Origin of the sequence: Rhodanobacter ginsengiterrae (assembly GCF_050026815.1) — a bacterium.
GTDB lineage: Bacteria > Pseudomonadota > Gammaproteobacteria > Xanthomonadales > Rhodanobacteraceae > Rhodanobacter > Rhodanobacter ginsengiterrae.
On the sequence record NZ_JALBWO010000057.1, the window covers coordinates 624,510 to 634,426 of the forward strand.

General features: G+C 68.7%; 9 protein-coding genes. 8 read left to right on the forward strand and 1 reads right to left on the reverse strand.

Translation table 11 applies throughout. The annotated features are described in order from the left end of the window. The first annotated feature begins 3 nt into the window (after positions 1 to 3). The 8 genes from ACQGNJ_RS17740 to ACQGNJ_RS17775 all read left to right on the forward strand — a co-directional run bounded on the left by ACQGNJ_RS17740 (position 4) and on the right by ACQGNJ_RS17775 (position 7,478). On the forward strand, positions 4 to 1,302 hold the full coding sequence (locus tag ACQGNJ_RS17740; RefSeq protein ID WP_426690568.1) for an NAD(P)/FAD-dependent oxidoreductase: 1,299 nt from the start codon (positions 4 to 6) through the stop codon (positions 1,300 to 1,302). Then, positions 1,299 to 2,099 carry a DUF1365 domain-containing protein gene (locus ACQGNJ_RS17745; RefSeq protein WP_426690569.1) on the forward strand — a complete coding sequence of 267 codons (801 nt, stop codon included), beginning with the start codon at positions 1,299 to 1,301 and terminating at the stop codon, positions 2,097 to 2,099. Before ACQGNJ_RS17740 ends, ACQGNJ_RS17745 begins: the two co-directional genes overlap by 4 nt. 32 nt (positions 2,100 to 2,131) lie before the next feature. Next, complete coding sequence (locus ACQGNJ_RS17750; RefSeq protein ID WP_426690570.1) at positions 2,132 to 3,427, forward strand: class I SAM-dependent methyltransferase; 1,296 nt, start codon at positions 2,132 to 2,134, stop codon at positions 3,425 to 3,427. Then, a complete protein-coding gene (locus tag ACQGNJ_RS17755) occupies positions 3,424 to 3,984 on the forward strand; it encodes a DUF2878 domain-containing protein (protein WP_426690571.1) in 561 nt (186 codons plus the stop codon). The genes ACQGNJ_RS17750 and ACQGNJ_RS17755 overlap by 4 nt, the downstream gene beginning before the upstream one ends. After that, on the forward strand, positions 3,981 to 4,763 hold the full coding sequence (locus ACQGNJ_RS17760; RefSeq protein ID WP_426690572.1) for a DUF1295 domain-containing protein: 783 nt from the start codon (positions 3,981 to 3,983) through the stop codon (positions 4,761 to 4,763). The genes ACQGNJ_RS17755 and ACQGNJ_RS17760 overlap by 4 nt, the downstream gene beginning before the upstream one ends. After that, on the forward strand, positions 4,760 to 5,836 hold the full coding sequence (locus tag ACQGNJ_RS17765) for an SAM-dependent methyltransferase (protein ID WP_426690573.1): 1,077 nt from the start codon (positions 4,760 to 4,762) through the stop codon (positions 5,834 to 5,836). Before ACQGNJ_RS17760 ends, ACQGNJ_RS17765 begins: the two co-directional genes overlap by 4 nt. A 39-nt stretch (positions 5,837 to 5,875) precedes the next feature. Further along, the gene (locus ACQGNJ_RS17770) at positions 5,876 to 6,421 is read left to right on the forward strand and encodes a lipocalin family protein (protein WP_426690574.1); all 546 of its coding nucleotides are present in this window, start codon (positions 5,876 to 5,878) and stop codon (positions 6,419 to 6,421) included. A gap of 214 nt (positions 6,422 to 6,635) precedes the next feature. Continuing rightward, positions 6,636 to 7,478, forward strand: a complete 843-nt coding sequence (locus ACQGNJ_RS17775; RefSeq protein ID WP_426690575.1) for a hypothetical protein — start codon at positions 6,636 to 6,638, stop codon at positions 7,476 to 7,478. A 51-nt stretch (positions 7,479 to 7,529) separates the two neighbouring features. Here ACQGNJ_RS17775 and pbpC read toward each other — a convergent pair whose 3' ends face one another. Next, positions 7,530 to 9,917 (reverse strand): penicillin-binding protein 1C, encoded by a 2,388-nt coding sequence (pbpC, locus tag ACQGNJ_RS17780; RefSeq protein WP_426690576.1) that lies wholly within the window; start codon positions 9,915 to 9,917, stop codon positions 7,530 to 7,532.

Sequence of the window (9,917 nt, forward strand, 5' to 3'; positions counted from 1 at the left end):
GTCATGCGCATCGCCGTGGTCGGATCGGGCATTGCGGGGCTGGCCTCGGCGTGGCTGCTGTCGCGCAAGCATGACGTGACCCTGTTCGAGGCGAACGACTATCTCGGCGGGCACACGCATACGCATGCGGTGGAACAGGCCGGCCGGCGCTATCGCATCGACAGCGGCTTCATCGTGCACAACCCGGCGCACTACCCGCTGCTGACGCGGATGTTCGCGCAGTTGGGCGTGGCCTCGCAGCCGACCACGATGAGCTTCTCCGTGCACAGCGAAGCGAGCGGGCTGGAGTACAACGCGGCCACGCTGGATACGCTGTTCTGCCAGCGCCGCAACCTGTTGTCGCCGCGCTTCCTGGGCATGGTGCGCGACCTCGCCCGCTTCTACCGCGAGGCGCCGGCGCTGCTGCTGCAGCGCGACGACATGACCACGCTGGGCGACTACCTGCAGCAGCACGGTTACGGCGCGGCGTTCCGTGACGAACACCTGATTCCGATGGCGTCGGCGCTGTGGTCGTCGCCGGCCACGCAGATCCTCAAGTTCCCGGCGCGCTACCTGGTGCAGTTCATGGCCAACCACCAGATGCTGCAGCTCGGCGACCGGCCGCAGTGGCGGGTGGTGCAGGGCGGTTCGTCGACCTATGTGGCGGCGCTGCGCGCGCACTGGCCGGTGCACGAACGGCTGACCTGCCCGGTGTTCGCCATTCGTCGCCACCACGACGGGGTCGAGGTGGACAGCGCCGCCGGCAGCGAGCGCTTCGAGCAGATCGTGCTGGCCTGCCACAGCGACCAGGCGCTGGCCCTGCTCGCCGACGCCAACGAGCGCGAGCAATCCATTCTCGGCGCGATGAGCTACCAGGCCAACGACACCGTGCTGCACACCGACGCCCGCGTGCTGCCGCGGCGGCGCAAGGCGTGGGCGGCGTGGAACGCCTGGCTGCCGCGCGATCCGGACGCCGCCTGCACGGTCAGCTATTGCATGAACCTGCTGCAGGGCATCGACTCGCCGGAGCCCTTCGTGGTCACCCTCAATCGCAGCGAGGCGATCGATCCGGCCAAGGTGCTGGCGCGCATGCGCTATCACCATCCGGTCTACACCGAGGCGTCGGTGCGGGCGCAGGCGCGCAAGGCGGAAATCCAGGGCTGGCGCCGCACCTGGTTTGCCGGCGCCTACTGGGGCTGGGGCTTCCATGAGGATGGCATGCGCAGCGCGGTGGAAGTGGCGGCGGCGCTCGGCGTACATTGGCCGCTGGGTACCGAGCCGTTGCCGGCCACGGCGCCGCGCGAAGCGGAGCCGGTCGCATGACGGTGAAGCCGGCCAGCTCGACCTTGCTGCTGAACAGCGCGGTGTATGAGGGCGTGGTGCGCCATCGTCGGCACGCGCCGCATCCGCACGCGTTCGACTACCGCATGGCGCAGTTGTACCTGGACCTGGACGAAGTCGAGCAGGTTTTCGCCGGACGCTGGCTGTGGTCGACCAAGCACGGCAACGTGGCGCAGTTCCGCCGCAGCGACTACCTCGGGCCGGCCGACCTGTCCCTGGCCGAAGCCGTGCGCCGTCGCGTCGAGCAGGCCACCGGCCAGCGGCCGGTCGGGCCGGTGCGCCTGCTCACTCACCTGCGCTACTTCGGCCTGGTGTTCAATCCGGTCAGCTTCTACTACTGCTACGCCGAAGACGGCCGGACCCTGGTCGCGATCGTGGCCGAGATCACCAACACGCCATGGCGGGAACGCCATGCCTACGTGCTGCCGATCGAGGGCGCGCAGATCCACGGCCGCGCGCTGCACTGGGCGTTTGCCAAGACCTTCCACGTCTCGCCCTTCATGCCGATGGATTGCGCCTACGACTGGCGCTTCACCCTGCCCGGCGATGACCTGCGGGTGCACATGAATGTGCTCCACGACGGCGTGCGCACCTTCGACGCCACGCTGGATCTGCGGCGCCGCGCGCTGACCGGCGGATCGCTGGCACGCGTGCTGTGGCGCTACCCGCTGATGACCGCCCAGGTGGTCGGCGCGATCCACTGGCAGGCGCTGCGCCTGTGGCTGAAGCGCAACCCGGTGCACGACCACCCTTCGCTGCCGTCGCGCCATCGCGATTGACAACCCGAATGACGACATCCCCGAGGCATGACATGAACCACATCGCCACCACCATCACCGGCCAGCAAGCCTCGCTCGGTACCGTCGACCGATTCCTGCGCCAGCAGTTGCTCGGCCAGCTGCGCGGCCTGCGCCATGGCCGGCTGGTGCTGCAGGATGCCGGCGGTACGGTCGAGCTGGGCGACCCAGCCAGTGCGCATCCCGAGCTGCAGATCCACCTGCAGGTATTGGACCCGGACTTCTATCGCGCGGTGGCGCGCAACGGCAGCGTCGGTGCCGGCGAGTCGTACATGGACGGCCAGTGGCGTTGCGACAACCTGGTCGGCCTGTTCCAGCTGCTGCTGCGCAACCGCGACCTGCTCGACGGCATGGAAAGCGGACTGGCCCGGCTCGGCGGCATGGCGATGCGCGGCTGGCATGCGCTGCGCCGCAATACCCGCGACGGCAGCCGGCGCAACATCGCCGCGCACTACGACCTTGGCAACGATTTCTTCAGCCTGTTCCTGTCGAGCGACCTGATGTATTCCTCGGCGATCTGGACCGAGCCGAGCGACACGCTGGAACAGGCATCCACCCGCAAGCTGGAGCGGATCTGCCGCAAGCTCGACCTGCAGCCCACCGACCGGGTGATCGAGATCGGCACCGGCTGGGGCGGCTTCGCGCTGTATGCCGCGCAGCAGTATGGCTGCCATGTCACCACCACCACGATCTCGCGCGAGCAGCATGCGCTGGCCAGCGAGCGGGCGGCCGCGGCCGGCATGGGCGCGCACGTCGAACTGCTGCTGCAGGACTATCGCGACCTCGATGGCCAGTACGACAAGCTGGTCTCGATCGAGATGGTGGAGGCGATCGGCGCGCCGTATCTGGACGTCTATTTCGAAAAACTTGGCGCCCTGCTGAAACCCGACGGACTGGCCCTGCTGCAGGCGATCACCATCGAGGACCATCGCTACGCGCAGGCGCTGAAGTCGGTCGACTTCATCAAGCGCCATGTGTTCCCCGGCAGCTTCATCCCGTCGATCAACGCCCTGCTGGCGGCGAAGACCCGCACCAGCGATCTGGCGCTGACCCAGCTGGAGGACTTCGGCAGTTCGTACGCCTTGACCTTGCAGGCCTGGCGCGAACGCTTCATGGCAAAGCTGGCGCAGGTGCGCGCGCAGGGTTTCGACGAGCGTTTCATCCGCCTGTGGGAGTTCTACCTGGCGTACTGCGAGGGCGGCTTCCGCGAGCGCTCGATCGGCGTGGCGCAGCTGCTGCTGGCCAAGCCCGGCAATCGTCACGCCGCCCTGCTGCCGCAGATCAGCCGCCACGTGGAGCTGCCCGCATGAGTTTCTGGCTCAGCCTGCTCGGCTACCAGGCGGTCTGGTTCGCCGCGGTGATCGGTGCCGGCCACGGGCTGGCGTGGCCGGGCGTGCTTGGCATGCTGGTCTATGCGCTGGCGCAGCTGGCCGGCGCGCGCAACTACCGCGTCGACCTCAGCCTGATGGCGGCGGGGCTGGTGTTCGGCTTCCTGCTGGACGGCGCACTGATCCGCGGCGGCCTGGCCAGCTACGCCAGCGGCTGGCCCGGGCTGGCGTTGGCGCCGGCATGGATCCTGGCGTTGTGGGTGACCTTTGCGCTGACCTTCACCCAATCGCTGCGCTATCTGCAGAGCCGCTTGTGGTTGGCGGCGCTGCTGGGACTGCTCGGCGGCCCGCTGGCCTATCTCGGCGCGGCGCGCGGCTGGCACGTGGTGACTTTCGCCGAGCCGACGTGGCGCACCCTGCTGGCGCTGGCCATCGGTTGGGCGCTGGCGACACCGGCGCTGGCCTGGCTGGCTCGCCGCGGCGCGACCACGCTGCACACGGGCGCGGCGAACCAGCCGACGCGAGGGGTTTCCACATGAGCGTCTTCTGCCAGTTGTTGCTGGTCTGGCTGCTGGCGACGGCGATGATGACGTTGGGCTGGCAGTGGCAGCGCAAGCGCAGCAACGCCGGCATCGTCGACGCGCTGTGGGCGGCGGGGGTGGGCGGCAGCGCCGTGCTGCTGGCGCTCACCGGCAGCGGCACGCCGTGGACTCGCCTGGCGCTGGCGCTGCTCGGTGGTACATGGGGTGCGCGTCTGGCCGTCCATTTGTGGCGACGGGTGTGCGGCGAGCCGGAGGATGGCCGCTACCAGAACCTGCGCGCTCACTGGCACGGCAGCCAGTGGAAGTTCTTCGCCTTCTTCCAGTTCCAGGCCGTGCTGATCGTGCTGTTCGCGCTGCCGTTCGTGGCGGTGGCGCGCAACCCGCACCTGTCCGGATGGTGGCTGCTGGCGGCGGCCGCGATCTGGCTGTTCAGCGTGATCGGCGAGGCGATCGCCGATGCGCAGCTGGCCGGTTTCCGCCACAGCCCGGCCAACAAGGGCCGCACCTGTCGCGAAGGTCTGTGGCGTTACTCGCGCCACCCGAACTATTTCTTCGAGTGGCTGCACTGGTTTGCCTATGTCTGCCTTGCCGTCGGTTCGCCGCTCGCCTGGCTGGCCTGGTCCGGCCCGCTGGTGATGTACGTGTTCCTGCGCTGGATCAGCGGCGTGCCGTACACCGAGGCGCAGGCCTTGCGCAACCGCGGCGACGACTACCGCGACTACCAGCGCAGCACGCCGATGCTGATTCCATGGTTTCCGAAGAGGACCGAACGATGAACACCGTTGCTTCCCACGAGCTGGCCAGCGAGCGCCCGGCGCCGGGTCTGCTGGGCATGGCCGAACGCGGCCACCTTCCCGATGCGCTGCTGCGCCAGGGCATTCGCCGGCTGTGCGCGCAACGCCTGCGCGAGGAACAGGCCGGCGGCCTCGACGCCCAGGCCGCGCGTTATGCCGAGCGCATCGCGATGCTGCGGCACAGCCCGGTGGCGATCCATACCGATGCCGCCAACGCGCAGCATTACGAGCTGCCGCCGGCATTCTTCGAACTGTGCCTGGGCAAACGCCTGAAATACTCCGGCTGCTACTACCCGCGCGGCGACGAGTCGCTGGAGCAGGCCGAGGAGGCGATGCTGCGGCTATACGGCGAGCGCGCCGAACTGGCCGACGGCCAGTCGATCCTGGAACTGGGTTGCGGCTGGGGCTCGCTGACCTTGTGGATGGCCGAGCGCTATCCCGACGCGCGGATCACCGCGGTGTCCAACTCCAGGCCGCAGCGCGAACACATCGAGGCGCAGTGCCGCCGGCGCGGACTGTTCAACGTGCGCGTGCTCACCTGCGACGTCAATGCGCTGGAACTGGACGCGGCGCAGTTCGACCGTTGCGTGTCGATCGAGATGTTCGAGCACATGCGCAACTACGAGATCCTGCTGCAGCGCATCGCCAGCTGGCTGCGGCCGGGCGGCAAGCTGTTCGTGCACATCTTCGCGCACAAGACCGCGATGTACCCGTTCGAGACCGCCGGCGACGACAACTGGATGGGCCGGCACTTCTTCACCGGCGGCCTGATGCCGGCCTCGGACACGCTGCTGTGGTTCCAGTCGGCGCTGAACATCGAGCAGCGCTGGCTGGTCGACGGCAAGCATTACCAGCGCACCGCCAACCACTGGCTGGCCAACCAGGATGCCCGTCGCGAGCAGGTGATGCAGGTACTGGTCCCGGCGTATGGCGCGAAGGCCGCAACGTTGTGGTTCCAGCGCTGGCGCATGTTCTGGATGTCCTGCGCCGAACTGTTCGGCTACGCCGACGGCCAGGAGTGGCTGGTCGCGCACTACCGCTTCGTGCGCCCCTGAATCCACCACCCGCTTTCCCCACCTTCGCCCGGAGTGACCATGAAATTTTCCAGGACCCTGCTGATGGCCTGCGCCGTGCTGCTGAGCGCCAATGCCTGCGCCAGCGAGCTGCCGCCGATCAAGCCGGTGGCCCACGTCGACCTGCCCCGCTTCATGGGCAACTGGTACGTGATCGCCACCATCCCCACCCGGTTCGAGAAAACCGCCTACAACGCGCTCGAGATCTACACGCTCAAGCCCAATGGCGACGTGGCCACCTCGTTCCATTTCCGCGACGGCAGCTTCGATGGCCAGCAGAAGGACATCCATTCCACCGGCATCGTCAAGCAAGGCACCGGCAACGCGGTGTGGGGCGTGCAGGTGTTCTGGCCGCTGAAGGCGCAGTACATCGTGGCGTATCTGAAGGACGATTACAGCCAGGTGATCGTGGCCCGCGATGCGCGCGACTACATGTGGGTGATGGCGCGCACGCCGACGATTGCGCAGGCCGACTACGATGCGCTGCTCGCCCGGGTGAAGGCGCTGGGCTATCCGATGGCGAAGGTGCGCAAGGTGCCACAACAGGATGCCGCCGCGACGAGGTGATCCATGCAACCTGCCGCTCGCGACGGATGCGCCGGCCGGCAGCGATCCGTCGTGATGAACCGGATGACGATCCACGCCGGCGCGCCGACACGCACGCGACGAAGCAGTCGCCTGCACGCTGTCTAGACAACCGGGTTTCCTACCATGCGCGAGGCTTCCCCCGCAGCGCCCGCCTTCGGCGCGCACGCCACCCCTCGGCATGGAGAGTTCACTGATGTCTTTTGCAAGCGCATTCCGCCGGCGCAACACCGGTCGCGCAGCCATCCTTCTTGCGCTGGCCGCGGCCAGCAGCAGCGCATTGGCGCAGCAGTCGCCGGCGCTGGACCGGATCAGCATCTGGCTGGGCGGCTACGACGCCCACGCCGACACCACGATCGGCGCCAGCGACAAGAGCAACCGGTACGGCGGCGACTTCAGCCTCGAAAAGGATCTGGGCTTCAAGGACCACAAGCGCGTGCCGCGCGCACGCATCGACTTCCTGCTCGGTGACAGCCAGGGCTTTTCGCTGGACTACTACAGCGTCAACCGCGAGAACAGCCGAAGCCTGTCGCGCGGCATCAGCTACAACGGCAACGACTACAACGCGGCCGCGTCGGTGCGCGGCAAGCTCAACTTCGACTTCGGCAGCGCCGCCTACCGCTGGTGGCTGGGCCACGGCAACGACGTGTTCGGCGTCGGCCTGGGTGGCGCCTGGTATCGCGTGCACGCCGGCATCAGCGGCGAAGCCAGCGTCAACGGCAATTCGGTGGGACAGGCCTCGTCCAGCACCACCGACAGCGCCTGGGCACCGATGCTGCAGCTGGGCTGGAGGCATGCGTTCAACGACCAGTGGCGCATGTACCTCGATGCCGCCGGCGTGAAGAAGAATGGCGGCAGGCTCAACGGCCACATCGTCAATGCCGCGCTGGGCGTGGAATATTTCCCGTGGCAGAACGTGGGCTTCGGTGCCGAATACGGCTACAGCCGCGTGGTGCTGCACCAGCGCAAGCACGACTACAACGCCAACCTAGACATGAAGCTGGATGGTCCGTCGCTATTCGTGCGCTTCCGCTTCTGATCGATACTTGCTGGCGGGCGTGGTCCGGCAGGGCCGACCGGTCCGGCGACCTCACGACGGCGGACCCACCACCCGCACCGCGAGGGTGGCAAACGCACCATCGCGGGCCAGCGCGGTGATCCGGTAATTGCCGGCTTGCGGCAGGCTGATTGCGATTGCAGCGTCGGCTTCGCTGCTGCCCTGCAGGCGACCGTCGAGCAGCCATTGCACGGTGGTTTGCGTACCCAGCGCATGCAGCGTCACGCGCAGCGACTGCTCGCTGTTCGGTGCACGGCGCAGGGTGACACCATCGACCAGCCCGCTGATGCGGATCGGATTGGCGCTGTCGAGCGAATCGGCGGCGCAGCCGGGTGCCAGCGGCGGCAAGGCGGAACGCTCGCGATCGTCGCGGCTCAGCCAGGGCGTGGCCAGCGCGGGCCAGCGCGCCAACTGGAGCGTGCGCTCGTGCCGCGCATGGCACGTCGCGCTGAGCCGCTGGCCGTTGTCGTTCAGGCGCAAGTCGAGCAGGCCGGCCGACCAGGCACCGAGGCCGCGCTCGGCAAAGGTCGGCGGCAGCGCGTGGTCGAGCAGCCAGGCCGTGCGGTGCTGGCGGCACAGCGCCGGATCGGTCGCGTCCAGCGCGCCGCCCAGCGGCCAGCAGATCTCGCGCTGGCTGACGCTGGCCGGTTGCGCGACAACACGACCGCCGCGCGAGGGCAGCATGTCGGCGATCTGGAACAGCAGCGGCAACGCGGTGACCGCACCGTACTGGCCCGGCGACGGCGTGCCGTCCGGACGGCCAATCCATACACCGATGGTCCAGCGGTCGGTGACGCCGATCGACCACGCATCGCGATAGCCGTAGCTGGTGCCGGTCTTCCACGCCACGCTGGCGTGGCGGTTGATGGCGCCGGCCAGCGGCGCGCCTTCGACGTCGGCCGGATTGTGCGCGAGGATGTCGCGGACGATCCACGCTGCGCCGGGCGACAGCAGTCGCCGCGGCCGCGCCGGTTGCGCGCTGGTGTAGCGCGGCGTGCCGGCGATGCCGCCATTGGCGAACGCGGTATACGCGCCGACCAGCGCCTCCAGCCGGGTCGACGCACCGCCCAGGATGATCGACAGGTTCGGCTGCGCGCCGGCGGGCAGGCCGAGGTCGACGCCGCCGTTGGCCAGCCGCGCCACGAAGCGGCTCGGTCCCACCCGGTCGAGCACGTCCACCGCCGGCACGTTGAGCGAGCGCTGCAACGCCTCGGCCGCGCTGACCGGCCCCGAGAACGCCTCGTCGAAATTGCCCGGCTTGTAGCCGCCGAAGTCCTGCGGCGCGTCGACCAGCAGGCTGGCCGAGTTGATCAGCCCGTCATCCAGCGCCAGCCCGTACAGGAAGGGTTTCAGCGTGGAGCCGGGCGAACGCGGTGCGCGCACCATGTCGATGTAGCCGTGCCGCTGCGGGTTGGCGAAGTCGCTGGTGCCGACATAGATGCGTGCTTCCAGCGTGGCGTTGTCGACCACCAGCAAGGCGGCCGAGGTCTGTGGCGGCAGCCGTGACAGATACGCGCCGACGCGATCCTCGGCGGCGCGTTGCAGGTTCACGTCGATGGTGCTGGTGATCCGCCGTGCCTGCGGCTGTTGCTGGTGCAGCCGTTCGGCCAGCAGCGCGGCGGACAACGGCGCGCGCAACGAACGCGCCGCCACCGGCTCGATCGCCGCATCGCGCACCTGCGCAGCACTCCACACGCCGAGGTCGCGCATGCGCCCGAGCACCTTGTCGCGAGCCACGCGGGCGGCCGCGGCGCGGCGGTCCGGGCGCAGCCGGCTGGGCGATTGCGGCAGTACCGCCAGCAGCGCCGCCTCCGCATGCGACAGCCGCGTCGCCGGCTTGCCGAGATACGCCCATGACGCCGCCTCCACGCCCTCGATCGGCCCGCCGAACGGCGCGTGGTTGAGGTACAGGTCGAGGATCTGCGCCTTGCTCAGATGCGCCTCCAGCTGCAGCGCGCGAAGGATCTGCACCAGCTTGCCGCCGAACGTGTGCGGGATCGGATGGATGATCCGCGCCACCTGCATGGTCAGCGTGGATCCGCCCGAAACGACACGGCCATGCATGATGCCGCCGGCCAGGCCGCGCAGCAGTGCGTATGGATTCACCCCGGGATGGCGATAGAACCAGCGATCCTCGTAGGTCAGCAGCGCCTGCAGGTACAGCGGCGACACCTGCTTGGCGGTGGTCGGATAACGCCACACGCCATCGTTGTCGGCGAACGCGCGCAGCGGCGTGCCATCGCGCGCCAGCACCACCGTGCTGCCGCTGTCGGGTGCCGGCAGCTGCAGTGGGAACAGGCGGTCGAGGATGACTGCCGTGAGCAGCAGGAAAGTGCTTGCGATGAGGATGCCGCGCAGCCATCGCCAGGCACGGGAACGACGCGTGATGGTGGGCGGCGCAGTGGAGGTGGTCGCGGTCAT